The following is a 22,807-nucleotide window of genomic DNA, read 5'->3' on the forward strand; positions in this document are numbered from 1 at the left end:
AATCACATCCGGAAGATTCCGTAGGAGGGATCGGGCGTGGGCACGGCCGTGGTGACCTCGAGCGCCATGCCGAGGATCCGCCGGGTGTCGGCCGGGTCGATGACGCCGTCGTCCCAGAGCCGCGCCGAGGCGTAGTACGGCGAGCCCTGGGTCTCGTACTGGTCGCGGATCGGCTGCTTGAACGCGTCGTCGTCCTCGCGCCCGGCGACGGTGGCGAGCACGTTGGCCGCCTGGTCGCCGCCCATCACCGAGATGCGGGAGTTCGGCCACATCCAGAGGAAGCGCGGGTCGTAGGCCCGCCCGCACATGCCGTAGTTGCCGGCCCCGAAGCTGCCGCCGATGACGACGGTCAGCTTGGGCACGACCGAGCAGGCGACGGCGGTGACCAGCTTGGCGCCGTCGCGGGCGATGCCGCGGTTCTCGTACTCGCGCCCGACCATGAAGCCGGTGATGTTCTGCAGGAACAGCAGCGGGATGCCGCGCTGGTTGCAGAGCTCGACGAAGTGGGCGCCCTTGAGCGCGGACTCGCTGAACAGGATGCCGTTGTTGGCGACGATGCCGACCTGGTGGCCGTGGATGCGGGCGAACCCGCAGACGAGCGTCTCGCCGTACAGCTGCTTGAACTCCTGCAGCCGGCTGCCGTCGACGAGGCGGCGGATGACCTCGCGGACGTCGTACGGCGTCCGGGTGCTCGACGGCACGACGTCGTAGATCGTCTCCGGCGCCTCCAGCGGCTCCTCGACCTCGACACGCTCGCGCGCGGCGGGGGCGGGGAGCGTGTCGACGATCCCGCGCAGGATGCGCAGGGCGTGCGCGTCGTCGTCGGCGAGGTGGTCGACGACCCCGGACCTCCGCGCATGCACGTCACCGCCGCCGAGGTCCTCCGCGCTGACGACCTCACCGGTCGCGGCCTTCACCAGCGGCGGGCCGCCGAGGAAGATCGTGCCCTGGTTCTTCACGATGACGGTCTCGTCGGACATCGCGGGGACGTAGGCGCCACCGGCGGTGCACGAGCCCATGACCGCGGCGAGCTGCGGGATGCCGCGGGCCGACATGTTGGCCTGGTTGAAGAAGATCCGGCCGAAGTGCTCCCTGTCGGGGAACACCTCGTCCTGCATCGGCAGGAAGGCGCCGCCGGAGTCGACGAGGTAGATGCAGGGCAGGTCGTTCTCGGCCGCGATCGCCTGCGCGCGCAGGTGCTTCTTCACCGTGATCGGGTAGTACGTCCCGCCCTTGACGGTGGCGTCGTTGGCGACGACCAGGCAGTTGCGGCCCTGCACGCGACCGATGCCCGCGACGACGCCGGCCGACGGGACGGCGTAGTCGTCACCGTCCTTGCCGTACATGCCGTACGCCGCCAGCGGCGCCACCTCGAGGAACGGGCTGCCCGGGTCGAGCAGGCCGTCCACGCGGTCGCGCGGGAGCAGCTTGCCGCGGTCGGTGTGCTTGGTGCGGGCCGCCTCGCTGCCGCCCTGGCGGACCCGGGCGAGCCGCTCCCGCAGCTCGGCGCTCAGTTCCCGAAGGCTGGGCTCGCGGAGGCTGGGCTCGTTGAGGCTGGGCTCGCTCGCGGGGGCCTCGGTGGTCGTCGTCTCGGACACGAGGGCTAGGTTAACGATCATTAACCTGTGGTGGCAACCCCCTACGGTGGGTGCGTGAAGCGCAGCCTCGCCGTCACCGCGGCCGTCCTCTTGACCGTCCTCACCAGCGGGTGCTCCGACAGCGACGAGCCGGACGACGCACCGTCGGCGTCCGGCAGCCCGTCCGGCAGCCCGTCGAGCAGCGCATCGAGCAGCGCACCCGAGGGCTCGTCCGAGGGCGGCGCCGGCGAGGTCGAGAACGAGACCTATCCGCGCGGCGCCGACGTCGCCGCGTTCTGCGACGTGCTCGCCGAGATCGACGGCGCGATCGACGGGGCGCAGCCCGGCAGCGAGGAGGACTGGGAGCGGATCCTCTCGGCCTTCGAGGGCCTCGACGCGCTGGGCGTGCCCGACAACCTGCCCGAGAGCGCCGTGTCCGAGCTGGTGCACGTCGAGCTGCTCGTCCAGGCGAGCGGGTCGGTGGAGGAGTTCACCGCCGCCGTGCAGGACTCACCGCCGCCGTCCGACACGGTGGACGGCTACATCGACGACAACTGCTGATCCCGCCCGCCCCTCAGCAGTCGAGCAGGCCGAACACGTAGCCCCGCTCCTGGAGCCGGGTGATCACCTGCTCGAGGGCGGCGACGGTCTGGCTGCGGTCACCACCGCCGTCGTGCATCAGCACCAGCGCGCCGTCGTGGACCTGCGCCAGGACGCGGCGCACGATCCGGTCCGTGCCCGGCTTCGCCCAGTCCTCCGGGTCCACGTCCCACAGCACCGTGCGCTGGCCGCGGGCACCGATCACGTCGGCGACGCGCGGGTCGGTGGCGCCGTACGGCGGTCGCACGCACCGGGCCCGGCCCCCCAGCGCGGCGTCGGTCCGGTCGAGCTGGTCGCGGATCGCCCGGCTCCGCAGGTCGGTCAGCTTCGCGTGGCTCCACGTGTGGTTGCCGATGAGGTGGCCCTCGGCGCGGACCCGGGCGACGAGGTCCGGGTACGCCGCCACGTTCTGCCCCACCTCGAAGAAGACCGCGTGCACGCCGTGCCGGCGCAGGACGTCCAGCACCTGCGGCGTCCAGCGCGGGTCCGGGCCGTCGTCGAAGGTCAGGTAGACGGTGCCGCGCTTCCCGGCCCGCTCGGGCGGGCCGGCCGGTGCGGGCGGCGGGGTCTCCTCGGGCGGCGCGTCGGCCCTATCGCCGGGCCCGCGGTCGGGCGACGGGTCGACCTCCGCCGCGACGGGCGCCGCCTTCGCCGCTGCCGGGTCACCCACGACGTCCGAGGCGAGCCGCGGCAGCAGGCCGGCGACCATGGTGGTGAGCACCACGGCCACCAGGCCGACGACCACCCAGGCCGCGCTCCGACGTTGCCCCACTGACGACATCCCTGTTCCTCCTCGCTGCTTGCAGGAGGTGAGACGCCTGTCCGCCCCGGTTGGTTGTCGGATGTGGCACGTTCGACATGCCCTAGCCTGTCGCAATGGCCGAGTCCCGTCGTGAGCAGATCCTGGCCACAGCGGCGGACCTCTTCGCCGCGCGAGGCTTCCACGGGGTCTCGGTCGCCGAGCTCGGCGCCGCGTGCGGCATCTCCGGCCCCGCGCTCTACAAGCACTTCTCGTCCAAGCAGGCGATGCTGGCCGAGATGCTGACCTCGATCAGCGAGGAGCTGCTCGCGGTCGGCCGCGAGCGCGTCGCGGCCGGCGACGGCGACCCGGCCGCAGCGCTGCGCGGGCTGGTCGACTGGCACGTGCAGTTCGCGACGACGCAGCGAGCGCTGATCGTCGTACAGGACCGGGACTGGGAGTCGCTGCCCGAGGACGCCCGGGAGCAGGTACGCCGCCTGCAGCGCGCCTACATCACGCTGTGGGCCGACCAGCTCCGTGCCCTGCGCGACGACCTCGACAAGCCGAGCGCGCACGCCGCCGCCCAGGCCGCCTTCGGCCTCCTCAACTCCACCCCCCGCGCCGGCCACGGCATCCCCGACGTCCGGCTGCGCGAGCTGCTGGGCTCGATGGCGCTGGCCGCCCTCGGGGTCGCCACGCACCAACCGGAATTGTCGTGAATCCCCGGTCGGGACGACGAATTCGGTAGTTGCGCGGCGAACCAGGGGCGCCTCAGAAGCCGGGTTCGGTGCGCTCCAGGATCGGGGCGAGGTCGAGGCCGGCGGGCATCGTGCCGAACGCGCTGCCCCAGTCGCGGGCGAGGCGGGTGGCGCAGAAGGCGTCGGCGACGGCGGTGGGGGCGTTGCGGATCAGCAGGCCGGCCTGGAAGACGACCGCGATCTGCTCCACCAGCCGGCGGGCGCGCAGCTCGATGTCGTCGAACTGGGTGAGCTCCTTCTTCAGCGAGGTCACCGCGTCGTCGTACCGCTGGTCGCTGCCGAGGGCCAGCTCGGCCTCGGTGAAGAACGCGTCGAGCGACTCCGGCTCGCGGCCGATGGCGCGCAGCGCGTCGAGCGCGGCGACATTGCCGGAGCCCTCCCAGATGGAGAGCAGCGGCAGCTCGCGGTAGATCCGGGCCAGGTCGAAGTCCTCGATGTAGCCGTTGCCGCCCAGGCACTCGAGCGCCTCGTTGGCGAGGACCGGGCCGCGCTTGCAGACGTAGTACTTGGTCGCGGCGAGCGCGAGCCGGCGCAGCGCGCCCTCGCCTGCGTCGCCGTGGACCGCGCGGTCGTTGGCGCCGGCCAGCCGCATCATCGCGGTGGTCGCGGCCTCCGACTCGACGGCGAGGTCGGCGAGGACGTTGCGCATCAGCGGCTGGTCGATGAGCAGCTTGCCGAACGCGGCGCGGTGGCGGGCGTGGTGGGCGGCGTACACGAGCGCGGTCCGCATGCCCGACGCCGAGCCGATGACGCAGTCGAGACGGGTCATGTTCACCATCTCGACGATGGTCTTGACGCCCTTGCCCTCCTCGCCGACGAGCCAGCCGACGGCGTTGTCGTACTCGATCTCCGAGGACGCGTTGGACTTGTTGCCCAGCTTGTCCTTGAGCCGCATGAACCGGATCGGGTTGGCCTCGCCGCCGGGCAGCACGCGCGGCAGCAGGAAGCAGGACAGGCCGCCCGGCGCCTGGGCGAGGGTCAGGAACATGTCGGACATCGGTGCCGAGGTGAACCACTTGTGCCCGACGACCCGGTAGCTGCCGTCGGCCTGCGGGGTCGCGGTCGTGGTGTTGGCGCGGACGTCGGAGCCGCCCTGCTTCTCGGTCATCGACATGCCGGCGATCAGGCCGCGCTTGGTCTCCGGGTCGCGCAGGCCGAAGTCGTAGGCACGGTTGGTGAGCAGCGGCTCGAAGCGAGCGGCCAGCTCGGGGTTCGCCCGCAGGGCCGGTACGACGGCGTAGGTCATCGAGATCGGGCAGCCGTGGCCGGCGTCGACGTTCCAGGCGTAGAACTTCGCGGCGCGGGCGACGTGCGCGCCGGGACGGTCGTCGGCCCACGGGGCGGCATGGATGCCGTGGCTGACGGCGGTCTCCATGAGCTGGTGGTACGACGGCACGTACTCGACCTCGTCGATGCGGCGCCCGTAGCGGTCGTGCGTCAGCAGCCGCGGCGGCACCCGCTCGGCCAGGCGGCCCCAGTCCATCGCCTCCGGGGTGCCGGCGAGGCGGCCGACCTCGCGGATCTCCGGCAGCGCCCAGCCGGCGCCCTCGCGCTCGATGCCCTCGAGCAGGGCGGGGTCGGCGGAGGTGTCGTGGCCGACGAGCGGCGGGACCTGGTTGGTGACCTCGTGCGTGCTGCTCATCGCTCTCATCCCCTGTCGGTGGGCTGGTTCGTGACATTGCTGGTCCGCGGGCCGCCGTCGTCGTACGGCGCCCCGTCGCGCTCGCGGACCGCCTGCCGGAAGCCGGCCTCGGCGGCGCGCTGCTGGAAGGCGTAGCCCTCGCGGGTGTGGCGCGAGATCCCGTCGAAGACGGTGCTGATCATCTGGCTGTTCTGCACGCCCTGCGCGAGGAGCGCGGAGTTGAGGGCGAGCTTGACCATCATCAGCTGGTTGAGCGGCATCGCGGCGATCCGCTGCACCAGTGCCTCGGTGCGCTCCTCGAGGTCCTCGGGCTCGGGCGCCTCGATGGCGAGGCCCCACTCGACGGCCTCGCGCCCGGTGAGGGTGTCGCCGGTGAGCAGGAGCCGCTTGGCGCGCTGGTCGCCGAGCCGGTGCGCCCACAGGCCGGCGGACGGGACGCCCCACACGCGGGTGGGCGGGTAGCCGATCTTGGCATCGGCGGCGATCACGATCTGGTCGCAGTGCAGGGCGATGTCGGTGCCGCCGGCGACGCAGAAGCCGTGGATGCTCGCCACCGTGGGCTTGTCGGCGTGCAGCAGGCTCGCGAAGCCGCGGGTGAACCGGCTCATCATCGCGTAGTCGACCATCGGGTCCCACGTGCCGGCGGGATCGTGGTTGTGCATCTGGACGGTGGGGTCGAGGACGGTGCCCTCGCGGGGAGTCGCTCCCGTCATCTGCCCATCCAGGAGTCCTTCGGCAGAGGCGGCGAGGTCGTAGCCGCCGCAGAATCCCTTGCCGCGGCCGCTCAGCACGATCACGTGCACCCGCGGGTCGAGGTCGGCGCGCTCGACCGCATCGGCGAGCTCGACCGGGGTGTCGGGGGTGATCGAGTTGCCCTGCTCGGGGCGGTTGAAGGTCAGCCGCGCGACGCGGCCGTCGACCTCGTAGGTCAGCGTCCGGTAGGCCGGGACGTCGTCGCTGCGGGGAGCCGCCGAGCGGTACGGCGAGTCGGGGCCCTCGTGCGCGGGACGGCGCCAGCCGGCGGCATCGGTCATGACGGCGACGTTACATCTTTGGCGACGGTTGTGTCGAGATCTGTAGCGTGGCAGGATCCTGCGCGTGGTGGTCCTCGCTCCGCTCCCGGCGCGCTCGGTGGTACTGAGCCTGCTGCTGGGGTCCCACCCCGACCGGATGGCGGCCGCCGACCTGGTCCGCGCCGGCGAGCACTTCGGCATCCCCGCCTCCACCACGCGCGTCGCGCTCACCCGCGCCGTCGCGGCCGGCGACCTGCACCGCGACGCCGGCGACTACCTGCTCGGCGAACGGCTCGCGGCACGCCAGCGCCGCCAGGACGAGGCGGTCCTCGACGCCGAGACCCCCTGGGACGGCGGGTGGGAGCTCGCGGTCGTGGTCGTCGCCGGCCGACCCGGCCCCGAGCGGGCCGCGCTGCGGGAGCGGCTGGCGTCGTACCGGCTGACAGAGCTGCGCGAAGGCGTCTGGACCCGGCCCGCCAACCTGCGCCGGCCGCGGTCGTACGCCGACGACGCCGTCCTCAGCACCTTCACCGCCACCCCCGACGAGGACCCGGTCGCCCTCGCCGCCGGGCTCTGGGACCTGCGCGCCTGGGCTGCCTCCGGCCGGCAGCTGGTCGACCTCCTGGCGGTCACGACCGACCCGGCCCCGCGGCTCGCGGTCGCCGCGCAGGTCGTGCGCCACCTCGCCTCGGACCCCCTCCTCCCCGCCGCGCTGCTCCCCCGCGACTGGCCGGCGGCGGCGATGCGGGCGGCGTACGCGGACTACCAGGCGGAGCTGCGGGCGCTGGCGATCGGACGCTGACCGGTCCCGTGGCTGGTCGGCCTGCCCCGGGCCGGGGATGTAACACGCTGTCGGCCGAACTGGGCGGCGGTTGTCAGGGCCGACACGCCGTCTCCGGGCAGGAATTGTCCTGAGAATCGCCGGGTAGATCGGCGAACAGCGTGTTACATCAGCAGGCGGCGAGCGGCCGCGGCATCAGCCGCCAGCACCGTCGGCGTCGGACTCGAACGCCTCGATCATCGCCCGCGCCCGGAGCGCCGCGTCGACGGCGAGCTCGACGTCGTCAGCAAGGTCGCCCACGCGCTCCTCGCCGGGGGCCGTGCCGGACCCGCCGACGGCGTGGGCGTGGAGGGCGGCGAGCAGCGCCTCGCGGTCCAGGCCGCGCAGCGCGAGCAGGACGAGCGGGTCGGCGTCGACCAGCCAGCCGGCCTGCACCAGCACCGCGATCGCGTGCGGACAGGGGTCCAGGTAGTGGGGGCAGGTGCAGGTCGCCACCAGCTCGCCGCCGTACGGGAGCAGCTCGACGCCCACCTCCTCGGCGTGCTCGACGAGGTCGTGCGGCAGGTTGCCGGCGAGCAGCTCCGCGATCCGCCCGGACTCGGCGGCGACCGCCTCGACGAATGCGCGGCGGCCGTCCTCGTCGAGGACCGGAACCGCGACCTCGACCGTCCACGCATCGTCGCCGTCGCGCACGGCGGCGACCAGGGCGCCGGTGTCGACGGTGATCCCGCCGACGTCGCCGCGGCGGGCGTGGGCGCGGCCGGGGCGCAGCTCGGCATCGGAGTACGCCGCCTCCTCGGCCGCGCGCTGCCAGGCCTTGCCCCACCAGGTGCGGACCCCGCGGGGAGGCTGGGTACGACGCGCGTAGGTCGTGCGCATCACTCGGCGTCCTGCTCGGCCTCGGCCGCCTCGGCGGCTTCGGCTGCCTCGCGCGCGGAGCGGCGCAGGGTGACCAGGTCGCGCAGCTCCTCGTTGCTCAGCTCGGTCAGCGCCGCGTCGCCGCGGGCCAGGACGGCGTCGGCGAGCTGGCGCTTGCGGGTGAGCAGCTGGGCGACCCGCTCCTCGATGGTGCCCTGGGTGATCATCCGGTGCACCTGCACCGGCTTGGTCTGCCCGATCCGGTAGGCGCGATCGGTCGCCTGCTCCTCGACGGCGGGGTTCCACCAGCGGTCGACGTGGATGACGTGGTCGGCGCGGGTGAGGTTGAGGCCCGTGCCACCGGCCTTGAGGGAGAGCAGGAACACCGGCACGCCGTGCTCGTCGTCGGCCGCCTGGAAGCGGCGCACCATGGCCTCGCGCTGCGCGACGGGCGTTCCGCCGTGGAGGAACTGGTGGGGCACGCCCGCCGCCGAGAGGTGCTGCTCGATCAGGCGGGCCATGGCGACGTACTGGGTGAAGACGAGCACCGCACCGCCCTCGGCGAGGACGGTGGCGACCAGCTCGTCGAGCAGCTCGAGCTTCTCCGAGCGTCCCTGCAGGCGCACCGCTCCGGACCCGCCGGCAGCGCGGCGGGAGGAAGTCGCCACGAGCTTGCTCGCCCCTGACGCCGGAGACGCGCTCGGCTCCAAATTCTGGCGTAGGAACTGCGCGGGGTGGTTGCAGATCTGCTTGAGGCCGGTGAGCAGCGCGAGCACCAGGCCGCGGCGGGTCTCGGGGTCGGCGCGCTCGATGCGCTCCATCGAGTCGCGCACGAACGCCTCGTAGAGCACCACCTGCTCGCGGGTCAGCCCGAGCAGGTGGTCGGTCTCGGTCTTGGGCGGCAGCTCCGGCGCGATGCCCGGGTCGGACTTGCGGCGGCGCAGCAGGAACGGCCCGATCAGGTCGGCGAACTGGCGCGCCTTCGTCGGCTCCGTGCCGGACTCGATCGGGGCGCCCCACACCCGCCGGAACGCCTGGCGGCTGCCGAGCAGGCCCGGCACGCACCAGTCGAGGATCGACCACAGCTCGGTGAGGTCGTTCTCGACCGGGGTGCCGGTCAGGGCGACCCGGGCGCGGTTGGGCAGCTGGCGCAGGGCGCGGGCGGTCGTCGTCCGGGAGTTCTTGACGTGCTGCGCCTCGTCGGCCACGACGAGGTCCCACTCGACGGCGGCGAGGGTGGCGGCGTCGCGGCGGAGGGTGCCGTACGTCGTCAGGACGAACCCCCCGCGGAGGTCGTCGAGCGAGCGCGACCCGCCGTGGAAGCGGCGCACGGCGACGCCGGGCGCGAAGCGGTGCACCTCGCTCTCCCAGTTGCCGAGCAGACTGGCCGGGCACACGACGAGGGTCGGCGCGTCACCGGTGAGGCCGGCCGACCGGCGGTGCAGGTGGAGCGCGATCAGGGTGATCGTCTTGCCGAGGCCCATGTCGTCGGCCAGGCAGGCGCCGAGCCCGAGGCCGGTCAGGTCGGCCAGCCAGGTCAGCCCGTGGCGTTGGTAGTCGCGCAGCCGGGCATCGAGCCCGGGCGGCTCCCGAAGGGGCTCGCGGGTCGCCGCGGCGAGGACCTGCTCGCGCACCCGGAGCAGGCTCGCTCCGACGATGACCTCGGCCGTGCCGGGGTCCTCGTCGGCGGCGGGAACCTCGGTGGTGCCGGTCAGCGCCGCGGCGAGCGCCTGGGCACCGGTGGCCTTGCGGATCAGCCGCTTGCGGGCCCGCAGCGCGGTGGTCGGGTCGACGATCGTCCACGCCCCGCGCAGCTTGACGACCGGGCTCGCGGCACGCGCCAGCTCGGCCATCTCCTCGTCGGTCAGGGGCTCGCCGTGCAGCGCGACCTGCCACGAGAACGCGAACAGCCCCTCGGCCGAGAACGGGCTCTCCTGCAGCGGCAGCTCGGGGTTGCGCGGCCCCGGGTCGCCCTTGTCGCGCTGCCGGTCGAGGACCGCACGGGTGGTGAGCTCGGGGCCGAGGGCGCGCGGCCAGTGCACGTCGACGCCGATCTCGCGCAGGGCGCCGACCTGGGTGAGCAGGCTGGAGATCTCGTCGCCGTCGAGGGTCAGCTGGTCGGGCACGGCCAGGCCGAGGAAGCGGTCGGCCACCGGCCACACGTCGGCCGCGCCACGCAACGCGATGCTCGCGTGGATCCTCGCCCGCGGCCCGAAGCCGTGCTCCTCCTCGGAGCCCGTCCACAGCACCGCCGCGTCACAGACGTGCAGCGGGTCCCGCTCGTCGTGGACCTGCAGCACGACGCGGACCGAGCCCGCGACCAGCTCCTCCTCGTCGGCCTCGACGCGGAGCGAGACCCGCACCAGCTCGGGCAGGTCGGCGACGCGCTTGCGGCTGCGGGCCGCCTCCTCCTCGCGGGCCGTGCGCTCGGCGAGCCGGCGGCGGACCCGGTCGGCGAAGTCATCGGGCCCGCGCCCGGGCTCGTCGCTGCCGGCGTCCGGCGCGGACGTCGTGCGACGGGTGGCGGTCCGCACCGCCGGGGCCGCGCGGGGCATCGCGTCGGCGACGGCGTCGAGCACCCGGCGGACCAGCCCCGCCGCCTCGTCGGCGCCCAGGTCGTCGTGCGCGCGGGCGGCGGCCAGGCGTCGTACGGCGTCGTGGTCGCGGTCGTCGAGGCCGTCGACCCGCCATCCCGCGCGCCCGTCACCGCTCGTCGGCGCCACCTTGCCGGCGGCGACCAGCCGGAGCCCGAGCAGCGCGGCGCCGCTGAGCAGGGCGACGCTCGGGTGCGCGTCGTCCGCGGTGTGGGCGCGGCTCAGCACGGGCAGCGCGGCGCGGACCGGGAGGGCGACCGTGCGGCGCGCCGGCACCGCGTCGGTGAACTCGATCAGCGGCTCGCCCTCGTCACCGGACCGGAAGGTCGCCGGGCCGGAGACGGGAACGAAGCTCACACGGGGACGTTAACGGGTGGGTCAGACAGAGGGGTCCGGGCTCAGCTCGTTGGCCGTACGACGACCGCGGAGCCGCGCGAGGACGACCCCGCCCAGGAGCACCACACCACCGGCGCCGGCCAGGACGCCCGCCCACACCGACGGGTGCTCGGCCGCGAGCGCCGCGGTGGCGAGCGGGACGAGGATCGCCGGCGCGGCGATGGCGAGGATGGTGAAGCCGGAGTGGTTGGAGACCGCGGCGGCCAGGGCCCACAGGACCGTGAGTACGGCGGCGAAGGCCAGCACCCACCACACGTCGCTCTCGTGGAAGGTGACGGCGAACCAGCCAGGGCCCCCGTCGGCACCGTCGGGTCCGCCGGGCTCCTCGCCGAAGCCGCCCACCGCGCCGAAGAAGAACGGGACGAAGTAGCGCGCCGCGATGAAGCTCAGCATGATCCCGACCAGCCCGACCAACCCGAAGACCCCCACGACCACGCCGGTGACCGCCCGGCTGGGCAGCGCCCACCCGAGCAGCGTCACCACGACGACGAAGACCGAGACCAGGACCGCGCCGGTGACCTCCGGGTGCCCGTCGCCGATGCTGTCGGCGACGAAGTCGTCGAACGCGAGGCCGTAGATCAGCGCCAGACCGGCGATCGCGACCACCACGAAGGCGGCGCGGCGTGCGGCGACGTACCCGATCGCGGCGAGCACCACGACCACGGAGCCGATGAGGTAGCCGACCCAGTTGCCGTCGTCGTCGATCCCGATGCCGATGCAGACCGCGACGCCGAGGATGCCGACGACGCCCGGCCAGGTGACGACGTCCTCGCGCGCCCGGCCGCCGGTCTTCCTGCTGGACAGCGCGCCGAGGAGCGCGATCGCGAGCAGGCCACCGGTGGCCGCGAGGGCGATGCCGTAGTTGGACCAGTCCAGGTCGCCGTCGCTGCGCGCCCGGACCGCCGCGATGACGACGGCCGCGGCGAGCAGGCCGGTGCCGATCGCGACGACCGCGCCGGTGAACCCGGCCCGCGAGGCGCGCATCGGGAACTCCGGCTCGGTCGGGCCGCCTGGCTGCGCCGGGGGCTCCCCGGCGAAGCCGCCGAGCGGGATGCCGTCGTTGCCGGTGGGGATCGCGGTCGTCACCGGCGAGGCCGGCGCGAACTCCGTGGACGGGGCGTCCGCGGGCGTCATGGTCGGCGGGGGCGGCGGCGGGCCGTCCGCGCGCAGCGGCTGGGTCTCCCCCGGGTCGCCGGCGCTGTCGCCGGCGCTGTCCCCGTCGTCCCCGTCACCGTCGTAGAAGGCGTCCGCCGGGGGCTGCGGGTCGCGGGGGCGCATCACCGTCCTGTCCGGCTCGAACGGCGGCGGGGTGTCGCTGCTGCCGGCTGCCGGCTGGTCCGGGGACGGGGAGTCGTCGGTCATACCGGCCAATCTAGGCCCGCGAACGCCCGGATCCGGGGAGGCTCAGACCACCAGCCGCCCGGTGATGGGCGGCAGGTCGGCGAGGGTGACGATGCCGGGATCGGCCGCGACGACGTACGGGACCGCATTGGTCACGGGCAGCGCCGTGTAGATCATGCCGAGCCCCATGAAGCCGGGCTCGGTCCAGTCCTCCGGCGGCAGGCAGTGCAGGACGGTACGCATGTTGGGGCGGCCGAAGACCTGGATGACGTGGCCGTGCGCGAGCGGCTTCGGCGGGGTGACATGGCTGCCCATCGTCCAGTTGAAGCCCACGCTGACGACATTGCGCTCGCCCACCCAGCCGCGGTGGTAGCCCATCACGCCGCCGACGGTTCCTGCCGGGATCGTCATGAAGCCGAGGTCGGAGTCGCCCGTCGCGGGGGTGAAGGTGACGTCGAAGGTCATCCGGTCCAGCTGGACGCCGAGGGCGTCGGCCATCATCGCCGCCGACTCGGCGAAGACCTCGCTCTCGCGACGCACCGACTCCGCGAGGCCGGGGGTGTCCGGGTCCTGCGAGAAGCCCATCGCGATCTGGGTGCCGGCCGACTCGTACGTCGAGCAGTCGACCGACTCGGTGATCCGGATCTCGTCCACCCGGTCGCACGAGCCGCTGAGCACCATCCCCACCAGGTTGGTCATGCCCGGGTGCGCCCCACTGCCGAAGATCGTCGACCGCCCCTGCTCGCAGGCCTTCTCGATCCGGGCCCGGTCGTCCGGGGTCTGCTTGCCGCCCGTGATCCAGGCGGCGCTGGTGCACACGTTGATCCCGGCCTCGAGCAAGCGGACCAGCTCGTCGACGTCGGGCCAGAGCGGGTTGTAGCAGCACGCGTCGGGCTGCAACGCGAGCAGCGCGTCGACGTCGTCGGTGGCGATCACCCCCGTCGGCTCGGGCCAGCCGCACAGCTCGGCCGCGTCCTTGCCGACCTTCTCAGCGCCGTGGGCGTAGACGCCGACGAGCTCCATGTCCGGCCGGGCGAGGATCGCGTACGCCGACCTGCTGCCGATGTTGCCGGTGGTCCACTGGATCACGCGGAGGGGACGGTCGAACCGGGGGGCGCTCATGGCGCGAGGGTAGAACGCGTTCTAGTTCGTGTCGAGGACCGTTGTCGAGCCTGGACGACGAAACTCACGCCTGGACGATGAAACTTCGTCGTCCAACCATGAGTTTCACCGGCCGGCCGGTGAAACTCCCACCCACCCGCTCACCCGCTCGTCGCCAGCACCAGCGGTACGACGCCCGCCGCTCCGGCGTCGTACAACGCCACCACGGCGAGCGTCATCGACCACCCGGTCACCGTGCGGTCGTCGACCAGGAGCACCCGGGCCCCGTCGACCGTGGCGTGCTCGTCGAGGCGGAGGGCGCAGCGGCGCTGGACGGCGGCGACCCGCTGGGCGGAGTTGGTGGCGCCGCGGTCGGGACCCACGGTCGGGTCGACGACCGCCCACCGCCCGACGACCGGCACCTGCAGGAACCGCGACAGCCCGGCGGCGAGGTCGGCGGTGAGCTGGGGGCGCTGCTCGGACTCGGCGACGACGATCGCGTCGACCTCGGGCCGCCAGTCCTGCAGCATGCCGACCATCGCCCGGGCTATGCCGTCGGGCACCGGGCCGTCCTCGGCACCGGCCGCGAAGAGCGCGCGCAGCGCGGGCCCGTGGCCCAGGTCGGTGAACCGGGCGATCGCACGGCCCTCCTCGGCGGGCGGGTTGATCTTGCCGGAGAGGCCGATGCCGATCGCGGCCATGCCCGTGGGCCACAGCTTGCGCGGCTCGATCGGCACGCCGGGGCGGGCGAGCCGGTCGGCAGCCTGCGAGACCGCCTCCGTCGACACCTCGGCGGACAGGGTCAGGCCGCCGCAGTTGTCGCACCGTCCGCAGCGCCAGCCCGGGTCGGCGAGGACCTCGGGGTCGTCGAGCTGGCGGCGGAGGTAGAGCATGCGGCACTCCTCGCTCATGAGGTAGTCGAGCATCGCCCGCTGCTCGACCTCGCGCGCGGCGGCGACGCGGGCGTAGCGCTCCGCGTCGTAGTCCCACGGCCGGCCGGTCGACTCCCAGCCGCCGCGCACCCGCCGGACCGCGCCGTCGACGTCGAGCACCTTGAGCATCGTCTCCAGGCGGTTGCGGGACAGGTCGACGCGCGGCTCGAGCGCGGCCGTGCTCAGTGGTCGGCCCTCCTCCGCCAGGGCGGCCAGGGTCTCGCGGACCAGCTCCTCGCGCGGGAAGGCGAGCGAGGCGAAGTAGGCCCAGATGTCGCGGTCCTCGATCGCCGGCAGCAGCACCACGGACGCGCCCTCGGGCGGCAGGTCGCCGCCGCGACCCGCGCGGCCGACCTGCTGGTAGTAGGCCACCGGGCTGTTGGGCGCCCCGAGGTTGACCACGAACCCGAGCGAGGCGTCGAAGCCCATCCCGAGCGCGCTGGTCGCGACGAGCGCCTTGACCTCGCCGTCGATCAGCGCCTGCTCGAGGGCCAGCCGCTCGGTCTGCTCCGTCTGCCCCGAGTACGCCGCCACCGCGTGGCCACGACTGCGCAGGTAGTCGGCCACCTCCTGGGTCGCGGCGACCGTCAGGCAGTAGACGATGCCGCTGCCGAGCTGCTCGGAGAGGTGGTCGGCCAGCCACGCGAGCCGCTGCTCGGCGGTCTTCAGGCGCACCACGCCGAGCCGCAGCGACTCGCGGTCGAGCGATCCCCTGAGCACGAGTGTGTCCGCTCCGAGCTGCTCCGAGACGTCGTCGGTGACCCGCTGGTTGGCGGTCGCCGTCGTGGCCAGCACGGGGATGCCCGCCGGCAGGTCCTGCAGGAGGGTGCGGATCCGGCGGTAGTCGGGGCGGAAGTCGTGCCCCCAGTCGGAGATGCAGTGCGCCTCGTCGACGACGAGCAGCCCGCAGGTCGCGGCCAGCCGGGGCAGCACCTCGTCGCGGAAGCCGGGGTTGTTGAGCCGCTCGGGGCTCACCAGCAGGACGTCGACCTGGCCGTCGCCGATCTCGGCGTGCAGCTGGTCCCACTGCTCCACGTTGGTGGAGTTGACCGTGACCGCACGGATGCCGGCGCGCTCGGCCGCCGCGATCTGGTTGCGCATCAGCGCGAGGAGCGGGGAGATGATCACCGTCGGCCCGCTCCCCTGCTCGCGCAGCAGCAGGGTCGCCACGAAGTAGACCGCCGACTTGCCCCATCCGGTGCGCTGCACCACCAGCGCCCGGCGCCGGTCGACGACCAGCGCGGCGATGGCGGCCCACTGGTCGTCGTACAGGCGCGCGTCGGGACGGCCGACCAGGGCGCGGAGGTGCTCCTCGGCGCGGTCGCGGGTGGCCGTGGACGCGGCTTCGGTGGTCATGGCTCGTGTCTACCAGCGGAGCCCGACACTCCCCGAACCCCTGTCCACAGATCCGATGGTCGGCGACTTTTCGGGATTTCGCGCACACGACCCGACCGGCCCGCTAATGTCTTCCTTGCAACCGCTGGTGACCCGAGACGCCAGCGGTTGCACCTATTTCCGGGCAGATCTGCGGACAGGTCGACGGGCAGGACAGCAGGCATGGAATCCCACCCGGCCGGACATCATGGGCCCATGACCACGGGCGAGCAGGACTACACCACCTACACCCCGCCCGTCGCCGTCGAGGCCGAGCCGACGCCCCGGAAGACGCCGGCAGCCGACCCCGAGCCCGTGGCGTGGCTGCTCTGGCCGGCCCGGGTCGTCGCCTTCTGCGTCGTCCTGCCCGTCCGCGCCGTGTGGGAGGTGCTGCGCGGCGCGGCGCTGGAGAGGGCCTTCGGCGCCCTCGGTCGCGCCCTCCTCGCGGTTCTCCGACCCGTCACCACCGTCCTCCTCGCTCCGCTGCGCTGGATCGGCCGCGCGCTGCTCCCTCCCCTGGCGGCCGCCGTGGGCGCCGTCCTCGCCTGGCTGGTCGACCGCCTCCTCCGGCCGGTGACGCGCGCCCTCGCGCACGCCCTGCGCCTGCTGGGCCGTGGCCTCGGCGCCGCGTGGAGGGCCGTCACCGGCGCGATCGCCGCGGTCGTCTCGGCGATCGGCCGCGGGCTCCGGGCGCTCGGCCGCGGCGTCGGCAGGATCCTGCGGGCACTGGTCGTCCGGCCCCTCGAGGTCGTCCTCGGCCTGCTCGCGGCCGGGACCGGCCTGCTGGCCCGGGCCCTGGCCGCACCCCTCCAGCTGATCTGGCGCGCGGTCCTCAAGCCCGTCGGTACCGCCCTCGTGGTCGCGGTCGTCGCGCTCGTCATGGGGGTGGGCCGCTTCCTCCTCCAGCCGCTGCTGCGCGCGATCGGCGCGGTGCTGCGGGGCGCCGGCGACGTCATCGGGTGGGCGTGGCACGCGGCCGGCCGCGTCCTCGCCCTCCTCGGCCGGGCCCTCGTCTGGCCCTTCGTGTGGCTCTACCGCCGCGTCCTCACGCCGCTCGGGCATGCGATCCGCGGCCTCTGGCGCGCGGTCGTCCTCGCTCCCTGGCGCGCCGTCCGTCGTACGACGTCAGCGGCTCTCGCCGCGGTGCGGGCATCGGTCCGCGACGCGCGCCGGCACGTCGCCGACCAGGTCCGGCGTGCGGTCGGCCGACCGCCCCGCTGACCCCGCTCCGCGCTGGGCGCCGACTCAGGCCTCCGCGGCCCGACCCGCCCACCAGGTCCGCGCGAGGTCGAACCGGGAGCCGACGTCCCAGCGGACCAGGATGTCGGCGACGTGCTTCTCGACGCCCTTGACCGAGATGCCGATCTCCGCGGCGACCTGCCTGTTGGTCCGGCCGGCGGCGACCAGGGCGGCCACCTCCTCCTGCCGGGGGCTCAGGGTCGGCCGGGCCGCCGGCTCCACGGCATCGACGCCGACGGCGGCGAGCAGGCCGACGCGGGTCGCGACGCCGAATGCGCACAGCACCCGCGAGACGTGGGCGCGGACCGTGCCCGGCGAGAGGAACAGCGCCGCCGCGATCTCCTCGACGTCCTGGCCGGCGAGCACCGCGCGCGCGACCTCGGCCTCCCGCGCGGACAGCACGGCCCAGCCGCCGCCGGCGATCGGCGGCAACCGCCGGCCCGACGCGGCGAGGGCGGCGCCGGCCGAGCGTCGTACGGCGGCGTGGCCGGTCGCATCGCTCCCGGTGACGAGGTCGCGCAGCCGCCGGGACGCGGCGCCGACCTCACGGCGGGCCAGCTCGGCCCGGGCGACGAGGATCTCGCCCTCCGCCACCTCGAACTGGCGGCCGTCGTCGGCCGAGACCTCGACGCTGCGCGTCGCCAGCTCCACGGCGGCGTCGGCGTCGCCCGCGGCGAGGGCGTGGCGGGCCCGGGCACGCAGCACGACGGTGTCGGCGATCGGGTGACCCGCGAGCTCCTCCAGCCCGGCGAGCCAGGCCGCCGCGGCCTCGAGGTCCTGGCCGTCGAGCGCCGCCGTCAGCAGGATCTCCAGCCCGAGCGCGCGGTCGATGATCGTGCAGCGGCTGAGCCCCTCGTCGGCGCCCGCGCGCAGGGTCATCACGGCGGCCGTCGCGGTGTCGCCGACGGCCATCGCGCTGTAGGCCAGCAGCATCAGCACGCCGCGGTCCACGAAGTCGCGAGGCGTCTCCGGCACGTGGGAGGCCACGGCGAGGGACGCCGCGACACCGTCGCCGTCGCCGCCGTACCCCTGGACCAGCGCCACCACCGACCCGACCAGCGTCTCGAGCCGGCTGCCCGGCACGACCGCGGCCAGCATCGGCTCGACCAGCGCCATGGCGTCGTCCACCCGACCCGAGAAGGCAGCGACCCGGACCTGGCAGACCACCATCAGGACGGCGAACGGATGACCCGACCAGACGTCGGCAGGCACCGGCGGCTCAGCGAGGACCGCGCCCGTGTCCTCCATGCGCACCGCGACCATCGCGGCCTCGGCGACGACATAGCGCGTCCCCGCCCACCAGCGTTCGCGGAGGTCGGCGGCGGCGACGAGGTCGCGGGCCGTGCTCCAGGCCTCGCCGGGATCCGCCTCGACGTCGCCGTCGGCGGCGAGGGCCACGGCGGCGGCACAGATCGCCGTGGCCTCGTCGTCGGCCGCCGCGGCGAGCCCGGCCCGCGCGTACGCCGTCGCGTCGGCGAAGTCACCGAGCCAGAACCCCGCCAGCGCGGCCAGGCCCAGGGCCGCCGGGTCGTCGTCCTGCTCCCAGGCCGCGAGGCAGGCGCTGACCGCGGTCTCCGGGGTGCCCTCGGCGAGGTGCCGCAGCACGTCCCCCATCAGCCCCGAGCGGTCCATGTCCCTCAAATTGCCATGCCATCGGGCGGGTGTCTGCGACCTGGTGTCCTCAATTACGACAAATCACCATCGCGCGGAGACCCCGGCAGTCGCGATATTCGTGGTCCGGTGGGCGGTCTCGCCTCGGGCAACCGCAATTGTGGGGATTGCGGTGGAGCCCGGTGGCGAACCAGCCCCCGGCCACCGGCCCTCAGTCGTCGCGCCAGCTCTCGTTGACGAGGTCGGCCTCGACGTTGCCGCGCAGGTCGGTCCACAGGACGACGCCACCGTGGTCGACCTCGTCCACCTTCAGGTAGATCCAGTGCCCACCGTCGGCGACCGGCCGCACGACGTGCGCACGGCTGGCGCTGATGTCCCCGTCGCTGCGGTCGCGCGCCTCCTCGTCGACGGCCACCAGGACCGCAGGGTCGAGGGAGGTCAGGTCGAAGGGCACCCGGTCGCCGGGATCCTCGGCCGACCACTTCGCGAGCCGCTCGCCGTCCCAGCGCCACAGCTCGGCGAGGTCGCCCGCCTGCTCCGGGGGCACCGACATCCGGATCGCGTCGTCGCCCTCGAACCACACGTCGAGGACCTGGGTCGAGCCGGTCCTCGCCTCGAGCGCGGCTGCGACCTCGGCGAGGCCGCGCCCGGTGACGATCGGGACGTGGACCTTCTCGCGGGGGTACGGGTCGGGGGCGTCCTCGCCGCGCGTGGCGTAGAGGAAGCCACCCGTGGCGATCGCGACGCCGCCGACCACGCACGCAGCGACCTGTCCACGGCTCAGCGGCGAGCGGGCCCGTACGACGGCCGGCGGGTCGCCGGCGAGCGGGCGCCCGTCGCGGCCGCGGCTCTCCCGCTCGACCTCGTCGGCGACGGGTCGGCGGTAGGTCCGCCAGCGCGGCTTCGGCGCCGGCCGGTCCTCCCGAGACTGCTGGCTCACCCGGCGATCACCAGATGCGGACCCGGTCACCCGGCTCGAGCCAGAGGCCGTCGCCGGGCGCGGTGCCGAAGACCTCGTGGAACTCGTCGAGGTTGCGCACGATGTTGGCGCGGAACTCGGGCGGGCTGTGCGGGTCGATCGTGAGGTACTGCTGCTCCTGCTCGAGGCGCCGCTTGGTCCGCCACACGTAGGCCCAGTTGAAGAAGAGCTTCTCGCGGTCCTCGACGCTCGCCTCGCCGCCCTGCGCGATGAGGAAGGCGGTGTGGGCGATGGTCAGGCCGCCGAGGTCGCCGATGTTCTCGCCGACGGTGAGCGCGCCGTTGACCTTCTCGTCGGGCAGGTTGCGCGGCGAGAAGCCGTCGTACTGCTCGACGAGCGCCTTCGACTTCACCTCGAAGGCGGCCTTGTCGTCGGGGGTCCACCAGTCGTTGAGGTTGCCCTCGCCGTCGTACTGGGCGCCCTGGTCGTCGAAGCCGTGGCCGACCTCGTGACCGATGACGGCGCCGATGCCGCCGTAGTTCTCGGCCGGCAGCGCGTCCGGGCTGAAGAACGGCTTCTGCAGGATGCCCGCGGGGAAGCAGATCTCGTTGGTCCCGGGGTTGTAGTAGGCGTTGACCGTCTGCGGCAGCATGAACCACTCGTCGCGGTCGACCGGCGCGCCGATCTTGGCGAGCTGGCGGTCGGTCTCGAAGCCCGCCGCGGACTGCGCGTTGGCGACCAGGTCGTCGGGCACGACCACCAGCGCGCTGTAGTCGCGGAAGCGCACCGGGTAGCCGATCTTGGGCCGGAAGGTGTCGAGCTTCTCGTAGGCCCGCTCCTTCGTCTCCTCGGTCATCCAGTCGAGCTTGCTGATGGACTGGCGGTACGCCGCCAGCAGGTTGGCGACCAGCTCGTCCATCATCGCCTTCGACGACGGCGGGAAGTGCCGGGCGACGTACTCCTTGCCGACGGCCTCGCCCATCGCGCCCTCGACGAAGGACACCGCGCGCTTCCAGCGCGCCCGCAGCTCGGGCGTGCCGGACAGCGTGCGGCCGTAGAAGTCGAAGTTGGTCTGCACGAAGTCGTCGGAGAGGTACGGCGCGGCGGAGCGCAGCACGCGCGAGAGGAACCAGTCGCGCCAGGCCTCGATCGGCGTGGCCTCGAGGACGCCCGACAGGTGCTGGAGGTACGACGGCTGGCGGACCACGACCTCCGCGATCGTCGCCTGCGGGCCGCTCAGGTGGCCGCCGAGGTTGGTGATGTAGGCGTCCCAGTCGAAGCCCGGGCACAGCGCCTTGAGCTCGTCGGCGGTCAGCCGGTTGTAGGTCTTCTGGACGTCGCGCGTCTCGGCCCGCTCCCAGTGGCCCTTGGCGAGGTCGGTGTCGAGCTCGAGGATCCGCTGCGCCGCACCGGCCGGGTCCTCGTGGCCGCCGAGGGTCAGCAGGCGGGTGAGGTAGGCGACATAGGCGTCGCGGACCTCCGCGAACTTCTCCTCGCGGTAGTAGGACTCGTCCGGCAGCCCCAGGCCGCCCTGGACCACGTGGAAGAGGTAGCGGTCGGACTGGCGGTCGTCGGTGTCGACGTACGAGCCGAACAGGCCGTAGCCGCCGATCCGCTCGAACTCGCCGAGGAAGGCGGCGACGTCGCGCACGTCGCGCAGCCCGGCAACGGCGTCGACCAGCGGCTGCGCCGGGGCCAGGCCGGCGGCCTCGACCCGGTCGGTGTCCATGAAGGAGTTGTAGAGGTCGGCGATCTTGCGGGCGTCCTCGTCACCGTCGCCGGACGCGGCGAGCTCGGTGATGATCGCCCGCACGTCCTCCTCGGCCTGGTCGGCGAGCTGGACGAACGGGCCCCAGCTGGACCGGTCCGAGGGGATCTCCGCGTCGCGGAGCCAGGTGCCGTTGACGTGGCCGAACAGGTCGTCCTGCGGGCGGATGGCGGGGTCCATGCCGGGACGGGCGTCGTCGAGGATGCTCACGGGATCGAGCCTAGGACCCGGGTCAATCACCGGCTCCAGCTGGTCGGCCGGGCTGGTCGGCCGGGCTGGCCGGTCGGTCGGACACGCCGGGACCTTGGGCCCATTTCCCCGCTCCGCGCTCATCCGGGTACGCCGCCGGGCCGATCCGCCAGCCATGGCAAGACTCCTGGGGCTGGTGCCCTGCATCGTGCTGGGCCTCGTGCTCGCCGCGCTGCCCGCCCCCTCCGAGGCCGCGTCCACGGCGGGGGTGCAGGACGTCGTACCGACGCGGGTGCTGGTGCAGCGGCTGCTCGAGGACCGGGTGCTCGCGCTGACCAACGTCGAGCGCCGCCGCCACGGCTGCCCATCGCTGCGGGCGAACACCTACCTGCGCAAGTCGGCGCGGGGCCACACGGTGACCATGGCGCTGCACGACCTGATGTCCCACCAGCTGCCCGGCGAGCCGTACTTCAGCAAGCGGATCACGCGCGCCGGCTACCGCAACTGGAGCCTGGTCGCGGAGAACGTCGCCCGCGGCTTCAGCGGTCCCGCGGCCGTGGTCCGGGCATGGATGGCCAGCCCCAGCCACCGCCGCAACATCCTCAACTGCCGGCTGCGCGACCTGGGCGTCGGCGTGGTCCTCGACGGGGGCCAGCTGTGGTGGACCCAGAACTTCGGACGGAAGTGGTGAGCGTGCACGACACCCCTGCGACCGGATCCGGCCTCGCGACCGCGGACGCGGTCCGGACGCCGCGTAACGCTAGTCAGTTCGGACTAGTGAATGGCGGACGGAGCATCGATGTGACGACCTCCCCGACTCACGGACCATCGTTGTCATGAACCGGGGGATTCAGAAGCTCTTCATCGCTGCCATCGTCGTCCTGGCCGCCGCTGTCGCGGCCAGCGCCACGCCGGCAGCCACGGCCACCACCGTGACGTCCACGCAGCTGCGGGGTGCGTCGCTCACGCTGACGGTCAACAACATCCTGGAGAACACGGTGGTGGTGCTGACCAACACGCAGCGCGCACTCGCCGGCTGCCGGCCGCTCAAGGTCAACAGCGACCTGCGCCAGGCAGCCCGCACCCACTCCAAGAAGATGGCGGCCGCCAGCACCATGTCGCACCAACTCCCCGGCGAGCTGAGCCTGGGCCGCCGGATCACCCAGACCGGGTACGTCGGCTGGACCCGCGTCGCCGAGAACATCGCCGCCGGCTACACGACCGCCGGCTCCGTGACCCGCGCCTGGTGGGCGAGCGCCAGCCACAAGCGCAACATCACCGACTGCACGCTGCGCGAGGTCGGCGTGGGCGTGGTGTTCAACGGCCTGCGGATGTACTGGACCGTCGACTTCGGCCGCCGCTGACCGAGCGGTCC

General features: G+C 73.6%; 18 protein-coding genes. 6 read left to right on the forward strand and 12 right to left on the reverse strand.

Annotated features, from left to right (window positions below; genetic code table 11):
- Window positions 1-2 precede the first annotated feature (2 nt).
- The gene (locus BJ993_RS08425; protein ID WP_277987647.1) at window positions 3-1,598 is read right to left on the reverse strand and encodes a carboxyl transferase domain-containing protein; all 1,596 of its coding nucleotides are present in this window, start codon (window positions 1,596-1,598) and stop codon (window positions 3-5) included.
- Window positions 1,599-1,652: 54 nt separating this feature from the next.
- Here BJ993_RS08425 and BJ993_RS08430 point away from each other — a divergent pair, with 54 nt between their 5' ends.
- On the forward strand, window positions 1,653-2,138 hold the full coding sequence (locus tag BJ993_RS08430) for a hypothetical protein (protein WP_179648407.1): 486 nt from the start codon (window positions 1,653-1,655) through the stop codon (window positions 2,136-2,138).
- Between the two features lie 13 nt (window positions 2,139-2,151).
- Here the strand turns inward: BJ993_RS08430 and BJ993_RS08435 are convergent, their stop codons facing one another.
- Window positions 2,152-2,949, reverse strand: coding sequence for a polysaccharide deacetylase family protein (locus BJ993_RS08435; RefSeq protein ID WP_218864644.1), 798 nt, complete (start codon window positions 2,947-2,949; stop codon window positions 2,152-2,154).
- A 104-nt stretch (window positions 2,950-3,053) separates the two neighbouring features.
- On the opposite strand from BJ993_RS08435, the gene BJ993_RS08440 reads away from it, so the two are divergent.
- Window positions 3,054-3,635, forward strand: coding sequence for a TetR/AcrR family transcriptional regulator (locus BJ993_RS08440; RefSeq protein WP_036549345.1), 582 nt, complete (start codon window positions 3,054-3,056; stop codon window positions 3,633-3,635).
- Window positions 3,636-3,687: 52 nt separating this feature from the next.
- On the opposite strand, the gene BJ993_RS08445 is transcribed toward BJ993_RS08440, so the two are convergent.
- The gene (locus BJ993_RS08445; RefSeq protein WP_179648408.1) at window positions 3,688-5,316 is read right to left on the reverse strand and encodes an acyl-CoA dehydrogenase family protein; all 1,629 of its coding nucleotides are present in this window, start codon (window positions 5,314-5,316) and stop codon (window positions 3,688-3,690) included.
- Between the two features lie 5 nt (window positions 5,317-5,321).
- A complete protein-coding gene (locus tag BJ993_RS08450) occupies window positions 5,322-6,350 on the reverse strand; it encodes a crotonase/enoyl-CoA hydratase family protein (protein ID WP_179648409.1) in 1,029 nt (342 codons plus the stop codon).
- A 64-nt stretch (window positions 6,351-6,414) separates the two neighbouring features.
- Between BJ993_RS08450 and BJ993_RS08455 the strand changes: the two genes are divergently transcribed.
- Window positions 6,415-7,131, forward strand: coding sequence for a PaaX family transcriptional regulator C-terminal domain-containing protein (locus tag BJ993_RS08455; protein WP_308645519.1), 717 nt, complete (start codon window positions 6,415-6,417; stop codon window positions 7,129-7,131).
- 174 nt (window positions 7,132-7,305) lie between these two features.
- On the opposite strand, the gene BJ993_RS08460 is transcribed toward BJ993_RS08455, so the two are convergent.
- From BJ993_RS08460 to BJ993_RS08480, 5 genes are all read right to left on the reverse strand, one after another.
- Window positions 7,306-7,989, reverse strand: a complete 684-nt coding sequence (locus tag BJ993_RS08460) for an SWIM zinc finger family protein (protein ID WP_179648410.1) — start codon at window positions 7,987-7,989, stop codon at window positions 7,306-7,308.
- On the reverse strand, window positions 7,989-10,919 hold the full coding sequence (locus tag BJ993_RS08465; RefSeq protein WP_179648411.1) for a DEAD/DEAH box helicase: 2,931 nt from the start codon (window positions 10,917-10,919) through the stop codon (window positions 7,989-7,991). The genes BJ993_RS08460 and BJ993_RS08465 overlap by 1 nt, the downstream gene beginning before the upstream one ends.
- Before the next feature lie 21 nt (window positions 10,920-10,940).
- Window positions 10,941-12,320 carry a hypothetical protein gene (locus BJ993_RS08470; RefSeq protein WP_179648412.1) on the reverse strand — a complete coding sequence of 460 codons (1,380 nt, stop codon included), beginning with the start codon at window positions 12,318-12,320 and terminating at the stop codon, window positions 10,941-10,943.
- Window positions 12,321-12,362: 42 nt separating this feature from the next.
- A complete protein-coding gene (locus BJ993_RS08475) occupies window positions 12,363-13,421 on the reverse strand; it encodes an NAD(P)H-dependent amine dehydrogenase family protein (protein ID WP_179648413.1) in 1,059 nt (352 codons plus the stop codon).
- 140 nt (window positions 13,422-13,561) lie between these two features.
- The gene (locus tag BJ993_RS08480; protein ID WP_179648414.1) at window positions 13,562-15,688 is read right to left on the reverse strand and encodes a RecQ family ATP-dependent DNA helicase; all 2,127 of its coding nucleotides are present in this window, start codon (window positions 15,686-15,688) and stop codon (window positions 13,562-13,564) included.
- Window positions 15,689-15,922: 234 nt separating this feature from the next.
- On the opposite strand from BJ993_RS08480, the gene BJ993_RS08485 reads away from it, so the two are divergent.
- Window positions 15,923-16,927 (forward strand): hypothetical protein, encoded by a 1,005-nt coding sequence (locus BJ993_RS08485; protein WP_179648415.1) that lies wholly within the window; start codon window positions 15,923-15,925, stop codon window positions 16,925-16,927.
- Between the two features lie 24 nt (window positions 16,928-16,951).
- On the opposite strand, the gene BJ993_RS08490 is transcribed toward BJ993_RS08485, so the two are convergent.
- From BJ993_RS08490 to BJ993_RS08500, 3 genes are all read right to left on the reverse strand, one after another.
- Window positions 16,952-18,577, reverse strand: a complete 1,626-nt coding sequence (locus BJ993_RS08490; protein WP_179648416.1) for a helix-turn-helix domain-containing protein — start codon at window positions 18,575-18,577, stop codon at window positions 16,952-16,954.
- Between the two features lie 190 nt (window positions 18,578-18,767).
- Entirely contained in the window at window positions 18,768-19,496 is a 729-nt protein-coding gene (locus BJ993_RS08495; protein ID WP_179648417.1) for a hypothetical protein, read from the reverse strand.
- A gap of 7 nt (window positions 19,497-19,503) precedes the next feature.
- On the reverse strand, window positions 19,504-21,453 hold the full coding sequence (locus tag BJ993_RS08500; RefSeq protein ID WP_308645520.1) for a M13 family metallopeptidase: 1,950 nt from the start codon (window positions 21,451-21,453) through the stop codon (window positions 19,504-19,506).
- Between the two features lie 154 nt (window positions 21,454-21,607).
- Between BJ993_RS08500 and BJ993_RS08505 the strand changes: the two genes are divergently transcribed.
- Window positions 21,608-22,123 (forward strand): CAP domain-containing protein, encoded by a 516-nt coding sequence (locus BJ993_RS08505; protein ID WP_179648418.1) that lies wholly within the window; start codon window positions 21,608-21,610, stop codon window positions 22,121-22,123.
- A 145-nt stretch (window positions 22,124-22,268) separates the two neighbouring features.
- A complete protein-coding gene (locus BJ993_RS08510) occupies window positions 22,269-22,796 on the forward strand; it encodes a CAP domain-containing protein (RefSeq protein ID WP_179648419.1) in 528 nt (175 codons plus the stop codon).
- Window positions 22,797-22,807: the final 11 nt, after the last annotated feature.

Source organism: Nocardioides aromaticivorans (assembly GCF_013408525.1).
Taxonomy (GTDB): domain Bacteria; phylum Actinomycetota; class Actinomycetes; order Propionibacteriales; family Nocardioidaceae; genus Nocardioides; species Nocardioides aromaticivorans.